This window comes from Halomonas sp. H2 (assembly GCF_050215315.1).
In the GTDB taxonomy this organism is placed as follows: Bacteria; Pseudomonadota; Gammaproteobacteria; order Pseudomonadales; family Halomonadaceae; genus Vreelandella.
Genome location: NZ_CP189760.1, coordinates 3,944,149 through 3,965,072, shown reverse-complemented (window position 1 = coordinate 3,965,072; position 20,924 = coordinate 3,944,149). Strand labels below are relative to the sequence as shown.

Here is a 20,924-nt window from a genome sequence, read left to right as displayed (position 1 = left end):
CGAAAGTTATCTTATAGTCAACACTGCAAGAGTTACCTACTCACTCTTTCTCACCATGAGGACTACCCAATGTCGCCGGAAAAGTCTATCGGTTCGGTGTATATCGTTACTGAAAAAAGTCCTCAGGCTCAGCTATTCGCTGAATACCTGAACAAGTATACCGGGTGCCAAATTAGCCTCCATTCACCCAGTTCGGCACTGCCTATTTCTGCCTCAGGCAACGTGTTGATACTGATAGATAGCGACCATATTGGCGTTGATGCTTTGCCGGAATGGCAAGATAAGCTGCCTGAGGCATTAACTAAAACGCCCCTAGCCGCTTTCAATATCCACGATATGGATCATGCGCTGGAGGCACTGTCATGCGCTCAGCGGTAGTTGTCAAGAAATCTGTCGCCTCTGAGATCATTCAGGCCACCTGTTTTTCCGGTTCAGCGACGGTGACCTGGAGCTCCCGCTCCGGGTTAAGAGATACGGTGCCAATCGGCGTCCAATTGCGGGTCTTGCCGCTCCAACGAGCGGGGTTGGCCGCACGCGCTGCCTGATTGATGGCATGCCGCTTTGCCAGCACGCTAGTATCCTCGCCAGCATGTCGCTGTGCCGGTGTCACCAGGCGGATCCCGCTGTGGCGATGCTCGTGGTTGTACCACTGCACGAAGCTGGCCACCCACTCACGGGCGTCGTCGACCGTGGCGAACCCATCAACTGGGTAGCAAGGCCGGTATTTACAGGTGCGAAACAGCGCCTCCGAGTAGGGGTTATCATTGGAGACCCGCGGCCGGCTGAACGATGGCGTGATGCCAAGGTCATGCAGCTTCTCCAGCAGCGTCGCACCCTTGAAGGGGCTGCCGTTGTCCGCATGCAACACCAGCGGCTGATCGATGATCTGCTCGGCCAGCACCGCCCGCTCCAGCACGGTACGGGAGTTGTGGGCCGACTCGGCCAGGAACACTTCCCAGCCGGTGATCTTGCGGCTATAGATGTCGAGCAGCATCACCAGGTAGTAGTACTGCCCCTTGATCGGACCGCCCATCCATGTGCAATCCCACGACCACACCTGGTTCGGCGCGGTGGCCTGGTAGGTCGTGGGCTTGGCGCGGCGCTGAGGTACTTTGGCGCGGCCACGATGCACCACTTCTCGGTGCTTGTGCAGGACGCGGTAGAACGACGAGGGGGATGCCACGTAGCGCTGCTCTTCGTCGAACAGGCGCACCACGATCTGCTCTGGCGGCAGGCTCGCGTACTCGGGGCGGTGGCACACGTCGAGAATCTCCTGCTCTTCGGCCGGTGTCAGCGCGTTAGCCGGCACCGGCCGGTCGACCAAAGGGCGCTGGTCCTCGCGTAGCTCGCCGTCGCGCGTCCAGCGCTGGTATGTTCTGGCGGTGATGCCGAGTTCGCGGCAGGCGGCGTCCAGGCGGGCCCCCTGGGCCCGGGCGTCTTCGATCAGCGCGATGGCGCGTTGGCGATCTGGGGTGCTGATCATGCGTCCTCGTCCCCCCAGATCGCCCTCGCCTTTTTTCTGAGGGCCAGTAACGCCGCGGTTTCTGCCAGGGCCTCGTTCTTGCGGGCGAGCTCCTTCTCCAGCGCCTTGATGCGCTTGCGTTGCTGCTTGGCCTCGTCGGCCTCACGTTGGCGTTCTGACTGGGAGAGGCTGGCGGCTTGCTCGCAGTCGTGGCGCCACCGCTCCAGCTGCTCGGGATAGATGCCCCGGCGGCGGCAGTATTCCGCAGCCTCCTGGACGTTCATCGAGGCGGTCTCAAGCACGGCGTTGAACTTGTCCTTGGACGACCAGCCATCGGCGCCCTTGCCCAGAGCATCCGGCAGGCACCGCCCCTCAGCGCGGGCTTCCTTGCGCCACTTGTAGACGGTGCCCAGCGAGATCCCTTCCTGCTCCGCGATCACCTTCGGGGAGAGGTTGTGGGGAGGCAGCAGCTTGGTCACTACGGCTTGCCGGCGCTCCTCAGAGTAACGAGGCATGAGTGTCTCCTTTCGCCCCCTGATCGGTTTATAAGAACAGGGTATCAGAGGGTGCGACACTCATCCTGACACTGGGGGTCAGTTAAAAGGGGTTTTTTATCGTAACGAAAGCCTTGAGATCATTTGTAAAGGCATCCACGCGTTACTGGAAGGGGAGCTATGGATGTCGCGGGATTTAATGGCCCGTTTGATTCTGTTTTATCGCAAATATCAAAGTAATGCTTTCCGTCCAGCCTGTGGGTTAACCAATCGAGAAATGGAAATCATTTCACTGCTTAGCGTTGGATCCTCTAATCAGCAAATAGCTGAAAAGCTATTTGTTAGTGAGCACACCGTTAAATCCCACCTGTACAACATTTTTCGCAAGATCAATGTGCATAACCGTATTCAAGCGCTCAATTGGATCCATCAAAACCTGGGCCCGATTTTGCCCAATATTGAAACGGCGCGCAGCCTGCAGCGCCACCGCTAGTATTTACACTTAAGGTTAATTAGCCATGTCTCTATTACATCGTTTATCCATGGGTATGCTCACGCTCGTGGTGTGGATAACGGCGCCAATGGCGTTGGCCAACGAGCCAGCCACTGCCGCCGATGCATTGCCAGCCAATGAGCAAGCGGCCATTGACTCTATCAATCAGCTTTCAAGCCCTGATGGCCCCGAGGTGCAGGGCAGCACTAACGGCGGTAGTGAGCTTACCGGTGTCATGGTGGATCGCACGATCACCATGGCCGGAAAAACCTTCTACCGCGCCTTTAGCCAGCGGGCCATGGATAACTTAATTATCGGAAACGCCACCATCATTATCAACGAGCGACCAGATGCACGCTGGGGTAGCCAAATTTGGGTGATGGAAGGCAACCAAATGTATTTCCGTACACAGCTCTCCCCAAGAATTAGCGAAGCCGACCGCGCCGCAGGGGAAGCCGTACAAACCGTCGAAGAAGCGTTGCTGCGCCACCAGTTAGCCTCAGCGCTTACCTCAGACAAAGACCTGGGAAAAGAGGAGCTACGATAATGAAAAACACACTCAAAACATCAATGGGTAGCACTATGGCCACGGCCATCCTAGTAAGCACGCTGACCCTTCAAGCTAACGCTGGTGAGCTAATCTACACACCGCTTAATCCGTCGTTTGGTGGCGATCCTTTTATGGGTAGTTATCTGCTGGGTAAAGCCCAATCGCAAGATACCAACACCGACCCCAATGCCAGGGGGATTGAATCCATTTCTTCGACCGAACGACTGATTCAAAGTCTTGAGAGCCGACTAATATCACAGCTAATCAGTGACGTTGGCGCTGGTCAAGTCGATGAAGGTGCGTTTGATAGCGGTGAATTCAGCGTAGTGGTACGCGATGAAGGCGGACAACTAATTGTAAGAGTCGTCGATAAAGTTACCGGCGATATTACCAACATCAGCGTGGGTGGCTTGTTCAACCCCTGATTAATTTCCTGCTGCAAAAACTAATAAAATTTAACAAGGCTGAGTGCCAGCCTTAAAAAAACTACGTGTTATTCACGGGGATCATCATGAAAACTCTCGCTGCACTACTCATGGTTAGTCTACTTAGCGGCTGTGCTGGGATGGTCGCGACATCTGAGAACTTGGAAGGGGCAGAAGCAACTCTCACGCCTCGCGGCGCCACCTATCAGGACTTAGTCTCGCTACCGTCACCGTCAGGACGTATTTTTGTCTCCGTTTATGATTTTCGCGATCAAACCGGCCAATATCGTCCCGCACCCGCCAGCACATTCTCTACTGCGGTAACGCAAGGTGCCGCGGCAATGCTTACCGGTGCGCTGGCTGACTCTGGCTGGTTTATACCGCTTGAACGCGTGGGGTTACAAAACCTGCTTACTGAAAGACGTATTATTCGCGCTGAGTTCGAGCGATTTGGCCAGGCTGATACTCTGCCTTCACTTAGAGCTGCCTCAGTCATGCTAGAAGGCGGTATTATCGCCTATGAATCTAACGTGCGAACCGGTGGGGCTGGCGCTGAGTACTTTGGCATTGGAGCGTCGGGGCAGTATCAGGTTGACCAAGTGACAGTAAATTTACGCGCTGTTGAAATATCGTCCGGGGAAGTACTGGCGAACGTTACTACGACCAAAACGATTTACTCTAAAGAGATGCGAGCGGGCGTTTATCGCTTTATCGATTTTCGTCGGTTGCTAGAGGCCGAGGTAGGCCTTACTACTAACGAACCTGTGCAACTTGCGGTAATGTCAGCAATTGAGTCTGCTGTCATTCATCTAGTAGCGCGTGGGGTAGATAATAATCTCTGGAGCCTAGCTAATAACGTTAATTTTCAAGACACCATATTGTCAGACTACCTAGATGCACCGATTCCTTTATTGTAGTTTTATTAGCCAATATTATTAGGGAAAACGTGAGGGATTAACCATTTATTAAAACAATAATATAAAAATAACTGGTAAAATTTTATTTTAGTAGTAACGGCTATGCCTTAACGCATGGCCGTTTTTTATTTGAATAATTCACTATTTTTAGTATCAAACATCTAATCATTTAGATCAGTAAAAACATTAAAAAATGCACCACACAAATGAGAAAACATCTGATAGCGAAAATTTTCAATTGGTCCAAACTCAACACAAGTAATACAGATTGATACAAACCGTTTCAGAGGGAAATATTATGAAACTGAGTTGTTCACCAACCAAACGAACAGTAAGAGCTATCACGCTGCTAACAGCAACTCTTTCAGTTTCAATGACTATCAGTGCTGACAATAATCGTGTTGAACAGTTCTCTAAGCAATCAGCCGCCCAAAATAGTCAAGGCAACTACAGTATTATTGCGCAAATTGGTAACAATAACCGTACCCATGTTTCGCAATCTGCTAGTTACCAAGCCGGTAATTTCTCCAACATCTATCAGTTAGGAAATTACAACACGGCCAACATTACCCAAACGGGCGGAAACAACGTTAGTAACGTCTTACAAATGGGTAGAAATCATAAAGTAGGTATTGATCAGTCAGGCAGCGCATCAAGAGAATTAAACACCTATGTGCGCCAACTTGGCAACCAGAGTGACGTACAGATTTCACAATCGGGGAGTGGCTACCGTGGCATTAGTGTTGAACAACAAGCGTTTTCAAGCAATGCACGCCCAGTCACCGTCGAAACCTACTGAGCAACATACGTTGCCTCAGTAATAACTAAAGCAAGTATTAAGGGGAAACACCATGAAAACTCAAATCACCACTATCGCTGCCGCTGTTGCCTTCGCTATGAGTACTGCTGCTTCTGCACAGTACTGGTCTGCTGGTAGCGACTCCACAATTTACCAAAGTGGTAACAGCAATACTAACGATATTACCCAGTGGGGGACGCAAACGTCGCGTGTTTATCAAGAGGGTAACAGTAACTCAACAACTGTCTCACAAGATGACATTTCAGGTGTTGCTACAACGCTTCCTGGTCGTAACAAAACTGGAATCGATCAGATTGGTCAAAGTAACACTGCAGATGTTACACAGCTAGCCCGGATTTCTCACAGGGTATAAAAGAAAGCGGCTGAAAGTGCTATGATTTCAAGAACCTAACCAATCCATCAAGCACCAACAGCCGCTTCCAAAATGGTACCTGAAAAGCTGACCTTCTCGCCACTCTCACGCCGCCAAATTGAAGCCGACTTCTCCGGGGGCCACATTACGTCGGACGCCGGATTACTCCTGCTTCGTGAAGTCGATAAACAGCATCGCCTGACACGCCGCTTGGCCACCGTGCTTCATGATCCCCGTGCACCGAAACAGGTTCGTCATAAGCTCGACACTTTGGTTCGTCAGCGGGTGTTCGGTGTCGCCGCTGGCTACGAAGATTTCAACGACCATGAGGCCCTGCGCTATGATCAGGCCCTTCAGACAGCGCTCGGTGAAGAGGATACGCTGGCAGGCAAGTCAACGCTGTGCCGGGTGGAGCAGAACGCCGATCGGCAAGCAATAGTGAAGGCCCATGAGTTGCTGTGGCATCACTTCATTGAACAGCATGACGAACCACCAAAGGAGATCGTGCTGGACTTTGATGGCACCGACATCCCCGTGCATGGCGAGCAACCCGGCAAGTTTTTTAACCGTTATTACGATCACCACTGTTACTTCCCGCTGTATGTCTTCTGTGGGCGCCACTTACTGGTGAGCTATCTGCGCACCAGTGACCGCAGCGACAGCCGCCATAGCTGGGCGATCCTCGCCTTACTGGTACGCTTTATCCGTCAATACTGGCCCGATACGCGCATCGTGTTACGAGGTGATAGCCACTTTTGTCGTCCCCGGATGCTGAACTGGTGTGATCGGCATCACGTCGACTACATCGTGGGAATCGCCAAGAACAGCCGGCTGCTCAAGGAAGTGGACGTCCCCATGATGCTGGTGCGCAAGACCCAATGGCAGGTGGGAGGGAAAGTAGCGGGGACGTTCCGCTTCCAGTATCAAGCCCACTCCTGGAAATACTCACGCTGGGTGGTGGCCCGCCTAGAAGAAGGCGAGTTAGGCTCTAATCCCCGGTTTATCATCAGTTCCCGTTACGATGATGGCTTCAAGCTTTACTACGAGCAGTACTGTGCCCGGGGTGACATGGAGAACCGGATCAAGGATCAACAACTGAGCCTGTTTGCTGACCGGACCTCCAGCACGCACTGGTGGGCCAATCAGTGGCGGCTGATCTTGTCGGGCTTCGCTTATACGCTGTTCGAGCGGTTACGGACTTATCTGAAGCACACGCCCTTCGCGCGCATGAGTCCGAGCAACCTGAGGCTCAAGCTCATCAAAGTAGGCGCGGTCATCATCCGCAATACGCGTCGAATCCGAGTACTCATGAGTGACAGCTACCCCTATAAAACGGCGCTATCCGATCTCGTCAGGCGGTTGGTTCCTAACTGACTGCTCGGGCGCCCCCGGCCCGAAGCAATGGGGGAAAGGGGGAAGTGTGTCTGAACGCCGGAAAGTGGTTAAAAAGTAGCCGATGTAAGTCGAGCCAGTAGGTGTTTAGCGGTGTTACAGCCTGAGTGCGGTACTGGCTGAGGTACTATGAGAAATCCAGGCTAGGTGGGCGGTCTCAAGTTCCAAGCGCAACGCTATTGAAGGGTGCTCGGGCCAGCGACCGATTTCTTGAGCACCTCGGCGTAAACTTCCAGCGGCGTGCGCCAGTCCAGTGTCTTGCGCGGCCGCGTGTTCAGTGAGTCGGCGATCTCGTCGAGCTCTTCCTGGCTGTAGACCGACAGATCCGTGCCCTTCGGCAAGTATTGCCGCAACAGTCCGTTGGTGTTCTCGTTGGAGCCCCGCTGCCATGGGCTATGCGGGTCAGCGAAGTAGATTGCCGTACCGGTTTTCTGCGTGATCTCGGCATGCTTCACCATCTCTCTGCCCTGGTCGTAGGTCATGGACAGACGCAGGGCTCGTGGCACTTCATTGAGCTTGTCGCTGAAGCCAACGGCCGCCGCGGTGGCCGTGGTGCCATCCATCTTCGCCAGGATCACCAAGCGCGTGGTGCGCTCCACCAGCGTACCGACGGCGGAGCGATTGTTGGCACCGATGATGAGATCGCCCTCCCAATGGCCAGGCATCAGGCGGTCTTCGATCTCAGGCGGCCGCATATGGATGCTAACGAGCTCGGGAATCTGCTGGCGTCGATCCTTGCCACGGCTACGTGGCCGACGCTTGCCGTTGCCCTGCCGCAGGCAGGCGATGAGCTCTTTCTTGAGGCTGCCACGGGGCATCACATAGAGCGCGTTGTAGATGGCCTCATGCGAGACCTGTCGACGTGATTCGTTAGGAGACATGCGCTTCAGTGTGCGGGCTATCTGTTCCGGTGACCAGTACTTGCGCAGCAGGTAGACCACCAGCTCGAAGAGCTCGCCGTCGGGATGCAGCTTGGGACGCTGACGTGGCCGATGCCGCGTCAGGCGAGCCCGGTAGCCCGCCAAGCCGGCATCGTAGCCCTTGATGGGGTCGACCGTGTGGCGAGCGAGTTCTCGCGACACGGTGCTCGGTGCACGGCCCAGATGAGTGGCGATGGATCGGATTGAATGAGTCGCTCGCATCATCATGATGGCGGCTCGGTCTTCAGCAGTGAGATGGCGATAGCAGTAAGTCATAGCAACACCGTACCTGATGGGTCACGTGTTGCACTTGCTCATTGAGACCGCCGTGCTTGGAATGACTCAACAGTATACCAGGAGGGCAATACTAACACTGCAACCGTTGACCAGGAAGGCTTTAAAAACCTCTCCGTGGCAGAGGAAATCGGTAACTCTAATGAGGCAAACATTGCCCAGGATGGCAGCTTTAATGATAGTTATGCCTATCTTGAGGGTAACAGTAATGGGGCCACTGTTAGTCAAGAGGGCTTTAATAATAAGTCTGTAGTAGAGCAAAATGGAAATTCCAACAATGCTGAAATTACCCAGAATAGCGACTTTAATGACAGTTACTCTTATCTAAGTGGTAACAGCAACGAGGCCTACGTTAATCAAGATGGCTATTCGCTTGAAAGCACTATTCTAGCAACTGGCAATAGCAACCTCCATAACGTAATGCAGTCGGGCTTTAACCACGACTCTTATATCAATACTAATGGTAGCAACAACGTTCAGAATGTTACACAAAGTGGTTACTTGTGGGGTGGTAATCACACTTCAAGCATCGTTACCTATGGTAATAGCAACACCAATACTGTGGCTCAAGGCCACTAAATTAAGAAATAATAGAACGATTACACAGTACTCGTACAAACCGCCCCATCAGGGGGCGGTTTTTTTTGGGCTGCTGTAGGAACAGACTTAACGCACCATCACCGTTAACGTGCCGCCTTTTCCTTGGGTAGAAGAGCGTGAGCGGTTATTGCCTTTCACGATATCCACATCTAGCCGATCACCTTCGCTGAGCAGTTTTACCGTGCCTTCTAGCGCGGAGCCTTCAAAGGTAAATTCAGCGGGTACTGTTCCGCGCTCTTCAACGTGTTCAGTGGTTTCACCTTCATGGGTAATCCGCCAGTGGGCGGAAAACTCCGCGCCAGGTGAACCGCCCATGGTGATGTGGATCTGGGTCATGTCCTGCTCCTGAGGCGACTGTGCAGTCAATGGATAGCAAACTGCCAATCCCACTGCGCAAAGCACATATCGCCAAGCCGTTGTTCTTATCATAGGTATAAATCTCAGCTAACCGAAGAGCCGCTCAAAATGAGCGGCTCTTGCAGTATAGCGGGATTTAAGTTACTTGCCGTTACATTACTGCAAAGGCTTTTTCTGCGGCATCCAACGTGAACTGAATATCTTCCGGAGTGTGGGCGCTAGACATAAAGCCTGCTTCATAGGCCGAGGGCGCTAGGTAAACGCCGTGATCGAGCATCGCACCAAAGAAGCGGCGGAAAGCATCAGGGTTGCACGCCGTGGCCTGGGAAAAGTTATCCACACGGCTTTGCGAGGTGAAGAAAAGCCCGAACATGCCGCCTGCCGACTGCGTCATCATCGGTACGCGAGCGGCGTTAGCACGCTCCTGAAGGCCCGTACAAAGGGTGTTAACCCGCTGAGTTAACGCATCGTGAAACCCAGGTACCTGTAGCTTGGTAAGCAGTGCCACGCCTGCTGCCATGGCCAGGGGATTACCCGAAAGCGTACCCGCTTGGTAAACCGGCCCAAGCGGTGAAATATTTTGCATAATCTCGCGTTTACCACCAAATGCACCGACGGGCATGCCTCCGCCAACGATTTTACCCAAGCAGGTAAGGTCTGGCGTGACACCGTAATGCGCTTGAGCACCACCTAAGGCGACGCGAAAACCGGTCATCACTTCATCAAAAATAAGCACGCTGCCGTGCTCGTTACACACTCGACGCAGGGTTTCCAAAAAGCCCGGCTGCGGTGGAATACAGTTCATATTGCCAGCAACGGGCTCAACGATGATGCAGGCAATTTGATCGCCAATCTCGCTAAAACACGCTTCTACACCTTCAGGGTCGTTAAACGACAGGGTAATGGTATGTTCAGCCAGCGAGGCGGGTACGCCCGGTGAGCTGGGTTCGCCGTGGGTGAGTGCGCCCGACCCTGCTTTTACCAGCAGCGAATCAGAGTGGCCGTGGTAGTTACCTTCAAATTTAACGATCTTATCCCGGCCGGTGGTGCCTCGCGCCAGTCGTATCGCCGACATGGTGGCTTCGGTGCCCGAGCTGGTCATGCGCACCATATCCATGGAAGGGATCATCTCGCAGATCAAATCTGCCATGGTGGTTTCGACCGCCGTCGGCGTGCCAAACGAAAGGCCGTTATCCAAGCGTGCCCGCACCGCCGCCAAGACGTCTTGGTCAGCATGCCCAGTGATCATAGGGCCCCAGGAACCGACATAATCCACATAGCGGTTGCCTTCTACGTCAAATAGAAAGGCGCCCTGAGCGCGCTCCATAAAAACCGGTGGGCGGTGTAGGCCTTTAAATGCCCGCACAGGCGAGTTTACGCCGCCTGGGATATGGCGACTGGCAAGATCAAACAGTTCAGCAGATGTGGTCATGGCATCCTCTCGGTTAATGGCATACAGAAGATAGGATTAAAAACGGGCAGCCCGTGAAATGCGGTTGGGTAAACACTGACCGCTGGGTGGCTGAAACCCCTGTGACAAACTTTGCCAGGTGAAATGCTGCGCTTGCTCACACGAAGTTGGTAAGCGCTCACCAACAGCTAAGCGTGCGGCAATAGCTGATGCTAGCGTACAGCCAGAACCGTGAAACGGTTCTGGCAAACGTGGCCACTGCCACTGGCGGGTGGTGTCCGGCGAGTGCAACGTATTCACTACCTGCTGATCGTTGCCCGGCAACGGCTCATCAGTGGCAGTCACGAGGATTGCCTGGCACCCTTGAGACATTAGCGCCACCGCGCGAGCGGTATCATCGAAAGGAGCGATGCGGTCTGGCGTAAGCTGAGCTAGCTCCGCACGATTAGGCGTTAAGATATCCACAAGCGGTAGCAGGCGATCAATAAACAGTTGTCGCAAACCGGGTGTGGATAACTCAGTTCCGCCACCGGCTTTAAAGACCGGATCCGCTACCACGGGAATACCGGGAAAGCGGCGAATAATTTGCTCTGCGGCACGCAGGGTAGCTTCATCAGCGAGCAAACCAATTTTGATCGCCGCGACCTGCATCTCACCAAGCACTTCGGCCATCTGTCGCATCGCGGTAGGATCGGCAGGAATCACTCTAGTCACATTATGACAATTTTGTACCGTCAGCGCAGTGGGGATCGTGACCGCCCAGCCACCACAAGCGGCAATGGCTTCGCTATCCGCGATCAACCCAGCACCGCCGGTCGGGTCGTGCCCAGCGAGTACCAACACCACGGGGGGAAGCGGTTGACGCATCAAAAGGGCTTCACAATAGCGAGCAGAATAATCGTCACTAACGCAATCACTGGCGCTTCGTTAAACCAGCGGAAAAACAAATGGCCTTTAGTGCAACGATCCTGGGCAAACTGCTTTAAATAAATTAAACAGACATGATGATAGGCGATCAATGCCGCCACCAGCGCCAGCTTAGCGTGCATCCAGCCCTGGCTAAACCATTCGGGGACCAAGAAGAGCATCCAGCCGCCGAAGAGCAGCACCAAGATCATCGATGGCGTCATAATGCCACGATAAAGCTTACGCTCCATGGTTTTGAAATACGTTATTGCTTGATGATCACCGTTATCACGCGCCGTTGCGTGGTACACATACAGCCGCGGTAAATAGAACAGCGCCGCAAACCAGGTCACCACGGCCATTAAGTGAATAGCCTTCACCCATAGATACATTGTTACTCCTTAAACTGACGAATCCCTCTCTCGAGCATCACCTTCCCGGGGGTTGGCGCCGCGGGGGTCAGTATAGTGATAATAACGCTCAATGGCGCCACGCGTGATAATACCTGAAATCCGCTGCTGCTTTAGACGATACCCGTGAACCACATAGAGCGCCCCTAGTGCGCCATCTTGAAGTTTTAGAAATGCTTCGGAAAGCGTCGCCTGTAAGCCAATCGGCGCCAGCTCCAAACGCTGCCCAGGGATTTCCAGTAGGTCAATCAACTCATCTGCAGGCGGCTCTTCTCCCTCTGGCGCTTCATCGCACTCTAGCAGCCAGCGCGCCAACTCAGCAGCTTTGAGCGCCAGCACTGGTTTTTGTTCGCTCGAACGCTCAATCACCAGCCATACAGGGTTAGTTTCGAGTAGCTGCCGGGCTTTTTCAGGGGTAATCATTCGCTCGGTGCGCACCAATTGGCGCTCCATCACCGCCGGTACCGAGACCCGTGACAGTGCTTGCATCAACGGCTGCTGAAGTGGATGCAGCCCGTAGCGTACCGTGCTAATAAAAAAGCCTTCGCAGCCAGTCAATTGGCGCGAGGTTAAACATGCCACCACCACTGCCAACATGCCGGGAAGCATGATACTCGGCGTATGGGTTAACTCCAAAAGCGCCATCAGCGCTGCTAGGGGCGCTTGCAGCACCGCTCCCATCATCGCGGCCATGCCTAGCATCGCGTAAATACCTGGGTCGGCGGCTTTCTCTGGCAGTAGCCAGCCACCCAGCAAACCAAACAGCGCGCCCGTGGCAGCCCCCATTACCAACACTGGGCCAATAATACCGATGGGGACACCACCGGCAACGGTTAGCGCGGTAATCAACAGTTTGGCAACCATCAGCGCCAGCAGTACTTTAATTTCTAACTGGTTATTCAGCGCCGCCGCCACGCTGTCATAACCAATCCCCTGCACCTGAGGGAACCACCAGGCAACCGCACCCGTGGTTATCCCTATCAACCCTAAACGCAGCCAAAGTGGCCACCCCTGTATCTGCTGACTGCGCGAAATATGAATAAACAGACCGGCCAACAGCCCAATCACCAACCCGGTGAGAACAATCCATGGCAGGTTAACCAACGACCCCAAGGCTATCTCAGGGATACGAAAAGCCGGTTCATTGCCATACGCCAATTGCGCCACCAGCGCCCCCATGGTGGAGGCCAAAATGACGGGCATAAAGCTCATTAAAGTGTACTCCATCATCACCACTTCCATGGTGAAGATCACCCCCGCAATCGGGGTATTAAAGGAGGCGGAAATACCCGCTGCGGTACCGCACGCCACGAGTACTCTTAAACTATTATTGGGTAACCGCATCTGCTGGCCGAGCCCGCTGGCCGCCGCAGCCCCCAAGTGGATCGCCGGGCCCTCACGGCCTGCAGATAGACCACCCAGAACGGATAAGACGCCTACCCACCACTGATTAAGCCAGTTACGTAATGGAAAACGCCCTTGATGATAGGTCAGCCGCTCAATCACATGGCCAACCCCCAGCTTACGCGCTGCTGGCTTTTGCCGGTACAACAGTACGCCCACTAAGGTAACCGCCAGCATGGGTAGCAGCGCGCGCAGCCAGGGCGCCATGCTTTCAAACGCTTCGGGATCCCCATTCGTCATATAGAGTGCGGCACCCGCTTCCAAAAGCAGCCGAAATGCCACCATCACTGCCCCGGTAATAATCCCCGAGACTAGACCCAGCAAACAGAGTTGCGGCAAGGCATCGACATTGGCCAACTGGCGACGAAAACTTTCTAAGGTAAAATCCGAACGGGAAAAACGCGCCACAGCGACCTTCCTTACTCTTGTATCTTTACACTCTTGTGTATCATAGCTGGATACGCTTAAACAGCTTGGTATCCTATGCTTAGGCTAATAGCGAATTCGGTTTTCTACTCAGCGGCATCCTTAAGGAGTGATTTGTGATTAAGGTCGGCATTGTTGGCGGTACCGGTTACACCGGCGTTGAACTACTTCGGTTACTCGCCCAGCACCCCCACGTCAACGTCACCACGATTACCTCGCGCTCTGAAACAGGCGTGAAGGTGTGCGATATGTACCCCAATCTACGCGGCCATTACGACACCCTGGCGTTTAGCGAGCCGGATGCCAAACAGCTGGGCGCCATGGATGCGGTGTTTTTTGCCACGCCTCACGGCGTTGCCCATGCCCTGGCGGGAGAGCTACTCGAAAACGGCACTCGGGTAATTGATCTGTCGGCCGACTTCCGGCTACGCGATGCCGACGAGTGGAGCCGCTGGTACGACCAGGCCCACGGCGCCCCGGAACTGTTACAAGAGGCGGTTTACGGGCTACCGGAAATGCACCGCGAAAAAATCAAAACCGCACGCTTGATTGCGGTACCCGGCTGCTACCCAACCGCCGTTCAGTTGGGCTACTTACCACTTTTGGAAGCCGGACTGATCGACCCAAGCCAACTGATTGCTGACTGCAAATCCGGCGTCACCGGGGCAGGCCGCGGCGCTAAGGTGGGGTCACTGCTCGCCGAAGCCAGCGAGTCGATGAAAGCCTACGGCGCAAGCGGCCACCGCCATCTGCCGGAAATTAGCCAGGGTCTTCGAGATATCCAGCAATCTGCGGTTGATTTAACCTTTGTGCCCCACTTAACGCCGATGATCCGCGGCATCCACGCCACGCTCTATAGCCAGCTAACCGCTGAACCAGGCGATTTACAGGCTCTGTTTGAGCAGCGCTACGCTAACGAGCCGTTTGTCGATGTGATGCCTGCGGGTAGTCATCCTGAAACGCGCAGTGTCAAAGGCATCAATACCTGCCGCTTGGCAGTCCACCGGCCTAACAATGGCAACACGGTTGTCGTGCTTTCGGTGATTGATAATTTGGTTAAAGGCGCTTCTGGGCAAGCCATTCAAAACCTCAATTTGATGTTTGGCTTTGCAGAGAACACCGGACTCACCGCCCCCGCGCTGATGCCTTAACCGATTAGTAATTCCCGGCAATAGTTGACCAATTTGCTGGGAATTACCCATAATCATCCTTCAATGCCGATTTATTCGTTCTTAAAGCTCGCGGGAGGTACCCATGAGCGGTGCAGAAGCCTTTATTCCTACTCCTCTGTTGCTGTCAGATAGCGCACGCAAACGCATTAATGCGCTGATTGCAGAAGAGAATAATCCATCCCTTAAACTACGGGTCTATGTGACCGGTGGCGGCTGTTCAGGTTTTCAGTACGGTTTCGACTTTGCTGACAACGTCGCCGACGATGACACCATTATTGAGTTCGGCAACGCGGCCTTAGTGGTTGACCCGCTCTCTTACCAATATTTGGTAGGCTCCACCGTCGACTACGAAGAGGGGCTAGCGGGCGCACGTTTTCGCGTGCAAAACCCCAATGCCACTACCACCTGCGGCTGCGGCGCCTCCTTTATGGTCTAAACAGCGTTGGCCCGCAGCACTCCCCGTGACTTGACGCCCTGCCCGTTTCTCGCCAAGGTTGATAGGTCAATAACGGCTTTAAGGTTTTTTCAATGGGCGTACATCGCTTTGAAACCCTCAAAAGCCATATAAAGCACGGGGAAACTTATGAAAGTAGCACTACTACCACTCAGCCTAACCAAAACCACACTGGCCCTCGCACTGGGATTGGGCAGTGCCACTGCCGCCATGGCCCAAATGCCATCGGTAAACGTGGCCACTGACCCAAGCTTTGTACCGTTTGAAATGATGGACCAAGAAACCGGCGAAATGATCGGCTTCGATATGGATATCATCAACGAAGTCGCCGAACGCGCAGGTTTTGAAGTCAACCTCACCACCATGGAGTTCTCCGGCATTATTCCCGCCGTGCAAACCGGTAGCCAAGAGATTGCCATTGCCGGGACTACCATCACCGAAGAGCGCGCTGAGATCGTCGATTTCTCAGACCCCTACTACGATTCAGGTCTGCGCATTATTGTCCGCGCCGATAATGACAGCGTCGAGGCACTAGAAAATCTTCAAGACCTCGCCATCGGCACCAAAATCGGTTCCACCAGCTACGACTACCTGCAGCAAGAGCTTGGTGAAGATGCGGAAATTACGCCCTTCCCAGGTACTGCTGATATGTATATGGCGCTGCTAGGCCGCAACGTTGACGCCGTGCTCTACGACGCCCCTAACGTCGCCTATTTCTCGCAAACCCGTGGTGAAGGCCGTACCAAGGTTGTCGGCCCACTCTACGAAGGCCAACAGTACGGTATCGTGTTTCACAAGGGCAGTGAGTGGGTAGAACCCACCAACGAAGCACTCGCCGCCATGCGTGCAGACGGCACCTACGATGAGATCTACACCAAGTGGTTTGGTGAAGCACCCAGCGAAGAGTGAGTGTAAACACTCAATAATAGCGTAACGCCGTTACAGGGCCGGGTGGCCACAGCCCCCGGCCCTGCTGCGTTTATTATCTACTTTTTGTCAGCTGTTTTCTGTTTCAGGAGTCTACGCGTGGACGTCAATTTTCAGTTTGATTGGTCGGCAGCGTTTGGGTCTATCCCTTACCTGCTGCCGGGTATTCCCTGGACGCTACTTATTTCATTTGGCGGCTTGGCTATCGGTTTCTTTATCGGTATTTTCTTTGGCCTATTGCGTATTAGCCGCCTGCGTTGGCTACGCTGGCCTGCGATTTTTTACGTCGAAGTATTTCGCGGCACGCCTATCCTGGTGCAAGTGCTATTTATTTTTTACGGCTTACCGCAGCTCTTAGGTAGCCCTATTAACGCCCTGGTCGCCGGTATTGCCGCCATTGCGGTCAACTCGGGTGCCTACATCTCAGAAATTGTCCGCGGTGGCGTGCAGTCAATTGAGCGCGGTCAAGGTGAAGCTTCTCTCTCCCTAGGGCTCTCACGCACCCAGGCGTTTCGCTACGTTATCTGGCCGCAAGCTTTTCGGCGGATGATTCCATCACTGGGTAACCAGGGCATTATTAGCATCAAGGACACCTCACTGTTCTCAGTCATTGGTGTCGGTGAGCTGGTGCGCCAGGGTCAAATCTATATCGCCACCACCTTCACGGCCCTTGAGGTCTACTTTATGGTCGCTTTGATGTATCTGGCGATCACCTGGACCCTATCAATCATCCTGCGCCAACTTGAGACTAGAGGCTTGGCCGGACAATAAGGACACGGCAATGAGCGATACAATGAACAGCACGACGCAGCCAATTGTGCGTATGCAGCAGCTCAATAAACACTTTGGCAGCCTGCACGTGCTCAACGACATTGACCTTACCATTGTGCCCGGTGAAGTGGTGGTGATTATCGGTGCCAGCGGTTCAGGAAAATCCACGCTAATTCGCTGTATTAACGGTTTGGAAGAGTTTCAGTCCGGCAGTCTGGTGGTCGACAGCAACGAACTACTACCCCATGGCAAGAGCACCCAGGCGCTGCAAACTATTCGCACCGAAGTGGGCATGGTCTTTCAGCAGTTCAACCTCTTTCCCCATCTAAGTGTGCTCGACAACGTCACCCTGGCACCGATAAAAGTACGTGGATTAACTCACCAAGACGCCGTCAGCAATGCCAAACGCCTACTGGAGCGGGTAGGTATCGCCGACCAAGCCGACAAGCACCCTAACCAGCTTTCAGGCGGCCAACAGCAGCGTGTGGCGCTGGCACGCGCCTTAGCCATGGAGCCACGGCTAATGCTGTTTGACGAGCCTACATCGGCGCTTGACCCGGAAATGATCGGTGAAGTGCTGGATGCCATGCGCGAGCTGGCTAAAGAGGGCATGACCATGGTGATTGTGACCCATGAAATGGGCTTTGCCCGCGAAGTCGCCGACCGGGTTATTTTTATCCATAAAGGCGAGATTACTGAGCAGGGTCACCCTGAAAAACTGTTCGATTCTCCGCAACACGAACGTACTCAATCCTTCCTGGCGCGCGTGCTCAAACATTAAATTGAGCCCCTTTTACGCGTTAAAATAATTGCTAATGTGCACTGAATTACGCTTTTTTACCGGCCTGTCGACACGACAGGCCATTTTTTTGCCTGTGGATAAACTTTTTTTACATTGATCGGTTTTATCGCCGTAAGGCCTACCATGTACGTCGCTTAGCGTTAGCTCCACATCACGTTGAGGTTGTTCACAGGTGCGGTAACAACCCAGGTACTGGCCGGTGGATAAGGCGTGCTTAACTGACTCTGTGGATAAAGCGCTATTCCATCCACAGGCTTAACACCTCTTCTGCCCAGGCACTCCCGCCTTCAAGCATGTAGAAGTCAACAATTTAAGCTGATGAAAAAATTGAAGATAAGTCGCTTATACACAGAAATTGTCCACACTAGTAATTACAACATTTACAGAACTTCTTTTATTTTATATTTATGTTGTTATTAATAGAGGCTGTTTAGTGAATTGGGATGTGGAAAAACCTGACGGTTACCCACAGGGGGTTTATACTTGCCGCCTCATTGATCTAAGGTGGCTGCGTCTAAACCGACTGCACTGGCCACATCATCCGTGCCGATGGGCACAAGACGAGGTGTCTTTTGAATTACCCCGACCGCTTTGACGTGATTGTCATCGGCGGTGGCCATGCGGGAACTGAAGCCGCACTGGCCTCTGCTCGCATGGGCTGTCAGACCCTGCTGCTCACCCATAACATCGAAACTTTGGGCCAAATGTCGTGTAACCCCGCCATTGGTGGCATCGGCAAAAGTCATCTGGTTAAAGAAATCGATGCGTTGGGCGGCGCCATGGGGCTTGCCACGGATTTAGGTGGCATCCAGTTTCGTGTGCTCAATGCCCGCAAAGGGCCTGCTGTCAGGGCTACCCGTGCCCAAGCGGATCGCATTCGCTACAAATCAGCTATCCGCGGAATGCTGGAAAACCAGCCCAACTTGACGATTTTCCAGCAGGCAGCTGGCGATCTGATTGTGGATAACGACACCGTGCGTGGGGTTGTTACGGAAACTGGTATTCGCTTTCATGCCGAAAGCGTAGTGCTGTGTACCGGAACGTTTTTGGGTGGCGTGATCCACATTGGTTTGGATCAAAGCAAAGGCGGCCGCGCCGGTGATCCGCCCTCCAATGCGCTGGCAGAGCGGCTACGCGCACTGCCATTTCGCGTTGATCGCTTAAAAACCGGCACGCCGCCGCGGGTTAATGCCAAGACGGTGGATTTTTCTCAGCTGGAAGAGCAGCCTGGCGACAGCCCGACGCCAGTAATGTCCTACCTGGGTTCACGGGAAATGCATCCGCAGCAAGTGAGCTGCCACATTGCTCACACCAATCAACAGACTCACGATCTGATTCTGGCCAACCTTGATCGCTCGCCGATGTACTCCGGCGTGATCGAAGGAATCGGGCCGCGTTACTGCCCGTCAATTGAAGACAAGGTGCATCGCTTTGCCGATAAATCCAGCCATCAGGTCTTCATCGAACCCGAAGGCCTGGATACCCACGAGCTTTACCCCAACGGTATCTCGACCTCTCTGCCGTTTGACGTGCAGATTCAAGTCGTGCGTACGATCAAAGGCCTGGAAAATGCCCATATCACCCGGCCTGGCTATGCTATCGAGTACGACTTTTTTGATCCGCGAGATTTGAAGCACTCGCTGGAAACCAAATTTATCCACAACCTGTTTTTCGCTGGCCAGATCAACGGCACCACCGGTTACGAAGAAGCCGGCGCTCAAGGTTTGCTAGCAGGCCTGAATGCTGCACGCCGCGCTCAAGAGCTGGACGCCTGGTATCCCCGCCGCGATGAAGCCTATCTCGGTGTACTGGTCGACGACCTGATTACCATGGGCACAAAAGAGCCCTACCGGATGTTTACTTCCCGGGCGGAGTACCGCCTGCTGCTGCGGGAAGACAACGCAGATCTACGCTTAACCGAAACGGGTCGTGAACTGGGTCTTGTCAATGACACGCGCTGGGCCGCGTTTAGCCAAAAACGTGATGCCATCGAACAAGAGAATGCCCGTCTGGCTACCCTCTGGGTTCAGCCGGGAAGCCCTGCAGCTGAACAGGTGGCGGAAAAGACCGGTGCGCCGCTCACCCGCGAATATCGCCTGAGCGACCTGCTCAAGCGCCCAGAACTGAACTACAGCGATTTAGCCGATCTCCCTGGCATTGAAGGCACCCTGGTCACTGATCCAGCGGTGGCCGAGCAGGTGCAAATTCAAGCCAAGTACCAAGGCTATATCGATCGTCAGCAGGATGAGATCGACAAACTTAAGCGCCACGAAGCAACGCCGCTACCCGCCGAGTTGGATTATTTGAAAGTAGAGGGGCTATCCAATGAAATTCGCCAAAAGCTGGCCGAAGCACGGCCGGAAACCCTCGCCCATGCGGCGCGTATTTCAGGGGTTACCCCGGCGGCGGTGTCTATTTTGCTGGTGCATCTGAAAAAGCGCCGATTGGTGGCAGTGGCTGAGGTGGTTAACGGATGAGTTCGTTGACCCCACTGTTGAAAACCCTCCCTGCAAGCGTTGCGCCACGGCTCGATCAAGGGCTTAGCCAGTTGGCTATCAGCGTTGACGACCATCAGCGCGAACAGCTGCTAGGCTTATTGGCACTGTTGCACAAGTGGAACCGGGCTTATAACCTCACAGCGGTGCGCGAGGTGGATGACATGGTGTCACGCCACGTGCTGGATAGCGCCGCTGTGATGCCCTATGTGCAGGGGCCGCGGTTGCTGGATGTGGGCGCGGGCCCTGGACTACCGGGCTTGGTGCTAGCGATTTTAGCCCCCCAGCTTGATGTGACGCTGCTCGATAGTAATGGCAAAAAGGTACGCTTTCAGCGTCAGGCGGTGATGGAGTTAGGACTTGAAAATGTAACTCCCGTACAGGCGCGGGTGGAACAGTTTGAGGCCGCCGCTTTCGATCAGGTGATTTCCCGGGCTTTTGCCAGCTTGGTCGATTTTGTCACATTGACCCGCCAGCTACCCAGCGCCGACGGCCAGTGGTTAGCCATGAAAGGCCCGGGGGCGGATGATGAACTGCGCGACCTGCCCGCCGGTATACGCTTAGACCGGCGTCACCTGCTAGAAGTACCCTTTGAAGCGGCCCAGCGGCAGCTGCTGATCTTGAATATTGAAAGCTGAACGTTGATTCTGACCCCCAGAAGGAGTTGAGT

At 53.9% G+C, this 20,924-nt stretch carries 22 protein-coding genes and 2 pseudogenes; 17 read left to right on the top strand and 7 right to left on the bottom strand.

From position 1 onward, the window contains the following. The first annotated feature begins 69 nt into the window (after window positions 1-69). The gene (locus ACQE2I_RS18425) at window positions 70-378 is read left to right on the top strand and encodes a hypothetical protein (RefSeq protein ID WP_427029463.1); all 309 of its coding nucleotides are present in this window, start codon (window positions 70-72) and stop codon (window positions 376-378) included. Between the two features lie 31 nt (window positions 379-409). Here the strand turns inward: ACQE2I_RS18425 and ACQE2I_RS18420 are convergent. Then, window positions 410-1,977 (bottom strand): IS3 family transposase gene (locus tag ACQE2I_RS18420; RefSeq protein ID WP_427029054.1). Its coding sequence is split into 2 segments (ribosomal slippage): window positions 410-1,512 and window positions 1,512-1,977, totalling 1,569 coding nucleotides; the frame shifts between segments, so codons are not numbered across the junction. Between the two features lie 79 nt (window positions 1,978-2,056). Between ACQE2I_RS18420 and ACQE2I_RS18415 the strand changes: the two are divergent. The 7 genes and pseudogenes from ACQE2I_RS18415 to ACQE2I_RS18385 all read left to right on the top strand — a co-directional run. Beyond that, window positions 2,057-2,449, top strand: a pseudogene (locus ACQE2I_RS18415) (LuxR C-terminal-related transcriptional regulator); the annotation flags it as partial. A 25-nt stretch (window positions 2,450-2,474) separates the two neighbouring features. Further along, window positions 2,475-2,996, top strand: coding sequence for a CsgE family curli-type amyloid fiber assembly protein (locus ACQE2I_RS18410; protein ID WP_427029462.1), 522 nt, complete (start codon window positions 2,475-2,477; stop codon window positions 2,994-2,996). Next, entirely contained in the window at window positions 2,996-3,424 is a 429-nt protein-coding gene (locus ACQE2I_RS18405; protein WP_427029461.1) for a curli assembly protein CsgF, read from the top strand. The genes ACQE2I_RS18410 and ACQE2I_RS18405 overlap by 1 nt, the downstream gene beginning before the upstream one ends. Before the next feature lie 86 nt (window positions 3,425-3,510). Further along, window positions 3,511-4,341, top strand: coding sequence for a CsgG/HfaB family protein (locus tag ACQE2I_RS18400; RefSeq protein WP_427029459.1), 831 nt, complete (start codon window positions 3,511-3,513; stop codon window positions 4,339-4,341). A gap of 298 nt (window positions 4,342-4,639) precedes the next feature. Further along, window positions 4,640-5,140: a hypothetical protein gene (locus tag ACQE2I_RS18395; RefSeq protein WP_427029458.1), complete on the top strand. Its 501-nt coding sequence runs from the start codon at window positions 4,640-4,642 to the stop codon at window positions 5,138-5,140. A gap of 52 nt (window positions 5,141-5,192) precedes the next feature. Next, window positions 5,193-5,513 carry a hypothetical protein gene (locus ACQE2I_RS18390; protein WP_427029457.1) on the top strand — a complete coding sequence of 107 codons (321 nt, stop codon included), beginning with the start codon at window positions 5,193-5,195 and terminating at the stop codon, window positions 5,511-5,513. A gap of 72 nt (window positions 5,514-5,585) precedes the next feature. After that, window positions 5,586-6,887 (top strand): IS1380 family transposase, encoded by a 1,302-nt coding sequence (locus ACQE2I_RS18385; RefSeq protein WP_427029456.1) that lies wholly within the window; start codon window positions 5,586-5,588, stop codon window positions 6,885-6,887. Window positions 6,888-7,081: 194 nt separating this feature from the next. Here the strand turns inward: ACQE2I_RS18385 and ACQE2I_RS18380 are convergent, their stop codons facing one another. Next, window positions 7,082-8,101 (bottom strand): IS30 family transposase, encoded by a 1,020-nt coding sequence (locus tag ACQE2I_RS18380; RefSeq protein ID WP_035565798.1) that lies wholly within the window; start codon window positions 8,099-8,101, stop codon window positions 7,082-7,084. 63 nt (window positions 8,102-8,164) lie between these two features. Between ACQE2I_RS18380 and ACQE2I_RS18375 the strand changes: the two are divergent. Both ACQE2I_RS18375 and ACQE2I_RS18370 read left to right on the top strand, forming a co-directional pair. Beyond that, window positions 8,165-8,218: pseudogene (locus ACQE2I_RS18375) on the top strand (hypothetical protein); the annotation flags it as partial. A gap of 18 nt (window positions 8,219-8,236) precedes the next feature. Then, window positions 8,237-8,698, top strand: a complete 462-nt coding sequence (locus ACQE2I_RS18370) for a hypothetical protein (protein WP_427029455.1) — start codon at window positions 8,237-8,239, stop codon at window positions 8,696-8,698. A gap of 87 nt (window positions 8,699-8,785) precedes the next feature. On the opposite strand, the gene ACQE2I_RS18365 is transcribed toward ACQE2I_RS18370, so the two are convergent. The 5 genes from ACQE2I_RS18365 to ACQE2I_RS18345 form a co-directional block, all read right to left on the bottom strand. Beyond that, entirely contained in the window at window positions 8,786-9,055 is a 270-nt protein-coding gene (locus ACQE2I_RS18365; RefSeq protein ID WP_427029454.1) for a hypothetical protein, read from the bottom strand. A 172-nt stretch (window positions 9,056-9,227) separates the two neighbouring features. Then, on the bottom strand, window positions 9,228-10,508 hold the full coding sequence (gene hemL / locus ACQE2I_RS18360) for a glutamate-1-semialdehyde 2,1-aminomutase (protein ID WP_427029453.1): 1,281 nt from the start codon (window positions 10,506-10,508) through the stop codon (window positions 9,228-9,230). A gap of 36 nt (window positions 10,509-10,544) precedes the next feature. Next, on the bottom strand, window positions 10,545-11,354 hold the full coding sequence (thiD, locus tag ACQE2I_RS18355; RefSeq protein WP_427029452.1) for a bifunctional hydroxymethylpyrimidine kinase/phosphomethylpyrimidine kinase: 810 nt from the start codon (window positions 11,352-11,354) through the stop codon (window positions 10,545-10,547). Further along, window positions 11,354-11,785, bottom strand: coding sequence for a protoporphyrinogen oxidase HemJ (gene hemJ, locus ACQE2I_RS18350; protein ID WP_427029451.1), 432 nt, complete (start codon window positions 11,783-11,785; stop codon window positions 11,354-11,356). Before hemJ ends, thiD begins: the two co-directional genes overlap by 1 nt. 9 nt (window positions 11,786-11,794) lie before the next feature. Continuing rightward, complete coding sequence (locus tag ACQE2I_RS18345; RefSeq protein WP_427029450.1) at window positions 11,795-13,615, bottom strand: chloride channel protein; 1,821 nt, start codon at window positions 13,613-13,615, stop codon at window positions 11,795-11,797. A gap of 134 nt (window positions 13,616-13,749) precedes the next feature. On the opposite strand from ACQE2I_RS18345, the gene argC reads away from it, so the two are divergent. From argC to rsmG, 7 genes are all read left to right on the top strand, one after another. Beyond that, a complete protein-coding gene (argC, locus tag ACQE2I_RS18340; protein WP_427029449.1) occupies window positions 13,750-14,784 on the top strand; it encodes an N-acetyl-gamma-glutamyl-phosphate reductase in 1,035 nt (344 codons plus the stop codon). 103 nt (window positions 14,785-14,887) lie between these two features. After that, window positions 14,888-15,241 (top strand): iron-sulfur cluster insertion protein ErpA, encoded by a 354-nt coding sequence (gene erpA / locus ACQE2I_RS18335; protein WP_427029448.1) that lies wholly within the window; start codon window positions 14,888-14,890, stop codon window positions 15,239-15,241. Between the two features lie 147 nt (window positions 15,242-15,388). Then, window positions 15,389-16,168 carry a transporter substrate-binding domain-containing protein gene (locus ACQE2I_RS18330; protein WP_427029447.1) on the top strand — a complete coding sequence of 260 codons (780 nt, stop codon included), beginning with the start codon at window positions 15,389-15,391 and terminating at the stop codon, window positions 16,166-16,168. A 117-nt stretch (window positions 16,169-16,285) separates the two neighbouring features. Continuing rightward, window positions 16,286-16,957 carry an amino acid ABC transporter permease gene (locus ACQE2I_RS18325; protein ID WP_427029445.1) on the top strand — a complete coding sequence of 224 codons (672 nt, stop codon included), beginning with the start codon at window positions 16,286-16,288 and terminating at the stop codon, window positions 16,955-16,957. A gap of 22 nt (window positions 16,958-16,979) precedes the next feature. Beyond that, window positions 16,980-17,738 carry an amino acid ABC transporter ATP-binding protein gene (locus ACQE2I_RS18320; protein WP_427029444.1) on the top strand — a complete coding sequence of 253 codons (759 nt, stop codon included), beginning with the start codon at window positions 16,980-16,982 and terminating at the stop codon, window positions 17,736-17,738. A gap of 593 nt (window positions 17,739-18,331) precedes the next feature. Next, on the top strand, window positions 18,332-20,236 hold the full coding sequence (mnmG, locus tag ACQE2I_RS18315; RefSeq protein WP_427029443.1) for a tRNA uridine-5-carboxymethylaminomethyl(34) synthesis enzyme MnmG: 1,905 nt from the start codon (window positions 18,332-18,334) through the stop codon (window positions 20,234-20,236). After that, window positions 20,233-20,892: a 16S rRNA (guanine(527)-N(7))-methyltransferase RsmG gene (gene rsmG / locus ACQE2I_RS18310; RefSeq protein WP_427029442.1), complete on the top strand. Its 660-nt coding sequence runs from the start codon at window positions 20,233-20,235 to the stop codon at window positions 20,890-20,892. Before mnmG ends, rsmG begins: the two co-directional genes overlap by 4 nt. Window positions 20,893-20,924 lie beyond the last annotated feature (32 nt).

Bases quoted from the DNA above. Each gene is read 5' to 3' on its own strand.
- ACQE2I_RS18425 (WP_427029463.1), top strand. From the start codon at position 70: ATGTCGCCGGAAAAGTCTATCGGTTCGGTGTATATCGTTACTGAAAAA.
- ACQE2I_RS18410 (WP_427029462.1), top strand. From the start codon at position 2,475: ATGTCTCTATTACATCGTTTATCCATGGGTATGCTCACGCTCGTGGTG.
- ACQE2I_RS18405 (WP_427029461.1), top strand. From the start codon at position 2,996: ATGAAAAACACACTCAAAACATCAATGGGTAGCACTATGGCCACGGCC.
- ACQE2I_RS18400 (WP_427029459.1), top strand. From the start codon at position 3,511: ATGAAAACTCTCGCTGCACTACTCATGGTTAGTCTACTTAGCGGCTGT.
- ACQE2I_RS18395 (WP_427029458.1), top strand. From the start codon at position 4,640: ATGAAACTGAGTTGTTCACCAACCAAACGAACAGTAAGAGCTATCACG.
- ACQE2I_RS18390 (WP_427029457.1), top strand. From the start codon at position 5,193: ATGAAAACTCAAATCACCACTATCGCTGCCGCTGTTGCCTTCGCTATG.
- ACQE2I_RS18385 (WP_427029456.1), top strand. From the start codon at position 5,586: ATGGTACCTGAAAAGCTGACCTTCTCGCCACTCTCACGCCGCCAAATT.
- ACQE2I_RS18380 (WP_035565798.1), bottom strand. From the start codon at position 8,101: ATGACTTACTGCTATCGCCATCTCACTGCTGAAGACCGAGCCGCCATC.
- ACQE2I_RS18365 (WP_427029454.1), bottom strand. From the start codon at position 9,055: ATGACCCAGATCCACATCACCATGGGCGGTTCACCTGGCGCGGAGTTT.
- hemL (WP_427029453.1), bottom strand. From the start codon at position 10,508: ATGACCACATCTGCTGAACTGTTTGATCTTGCCAGTCGCCATATCCCA.
- thiD (WP_427029452.1), bottom strand. From the start codon at position 11,354: ATGCGTCAACCGCTTCCCCCCGTGGTGTTGGTACTCGCTGGGCACGAC.
- hemJ (WP_427029451.1), bottom strand. From the start codon at position 11,785: ATGTATCTATGGGTGAAGGCTATTCACTTAATGGCCGTGGTGACCTGG.
- erpA (WP_427029448.1), top strand. From the start codon at position 14,888: ATGAGCGGTGCAGAAGCCTTTATTCCTACTCCTCTGTTGCTGTCAGAT.
- ACQE2I_RS18330 (WP_427029447.1), top strand. From the start codon at position 15,389: ATGAAAGTAGCACTACTACCACTCAGCCTAACCAAAACCACACTGGCC.
- ACQE2I_RS18320 (WP_427029444.1), top strand. From the start codon at position 16,980: ATGAACAGCACGACGCAGCCAATTGTGCGTATGCAGCAGCTCAATAAA.
- rsmG (WP_427029442.1), top strand. From the start codon at position 20,233: ATGAGTTCGTTGACCCCACTGTTGAAAACCCTCCCTGCAAGCGTTGCG.